The organism is Porcipelethomonas ammoniilytica, assembly GCF_025567485.1.
Lineage (GTDB): Bacteria > Bacillota > Clostridia > Oscillospirales > Ruminococcaceae > Porcipelethomonas > Porcipelethomonas ammoniilytica.
The window spans coordinates 1-637 of the sequence record NZ_JAOQKH010000096.1 but is presented as its reverse complement, the minus strand read 5'-3'; the positions used below and the strand labels follow the sequence as shown (position 1 = coordinate 637).

Here is a 637-nt window from a genome sequence, read left to right as displayed (position 1 = left end):
GTAGCGGTAAAACCGATTACCTGACGCGGTGTAAAATGCTCCAGTACTTTTCTGTACGTTCCGGCGGCTGAATGGTGCGCTTCGTCAACTATAATCACATCAAATTCATCAGGATCAAAATTATCAAGCCTGTGAACAATACTCTGCACGCTTGCCGATACGATTTCTTCCCCATGAGAACGTTCCGACGCCATTTCAATTCCGGTTGTGCAGTCAAAATATTTTAACGGCTGACGCACAAGCTCTTCACGATGGGAAAGTATAAGCATACGTCCCTGACGTCTGATATTTGCAAATGTAACGGTTTTTCCTAGTCCGGTAGCCATTTGTACAAGGTAACGTCCATTGTCAAGAATATCAATACATTCAATCTGATAATCTCTTAATTGTATCACAACTTTTTATCACTCCTTTATGTGGCATATGTGGCGTACTGTGGCTTTGCTGTTCCACAAATTCAATCACGTATCTATGTAGTTTATAACGTGTTGTGGCACTGTGGCACAAAATCGCGCATTGTTTCGTCAGAAAAACTTTTTATTATTGAAACGGGGAAATTATAATATATTTTAATATATATCTTATATATAGGGGGAAAATGTGCCACAGTGCCACACGCCCCGCAAACCTCGTAAAT

General features: G+C 40.5%; 1 protein-coding gene. It reads right to left on the bottom strand.

Going from position 1 to position 637, the window contains the following annotated elements; genetic code table 11:
• The coding region (locus OCV67_RS13465; protein ID WP_147644421.1) for a DEAD/DEAH box helicase family protein at positions 1-395 on the bottom strand (395 nt) is incomplete at its 3' end.
• Positions 396-637: the final 242 nt, after the last annotated feature.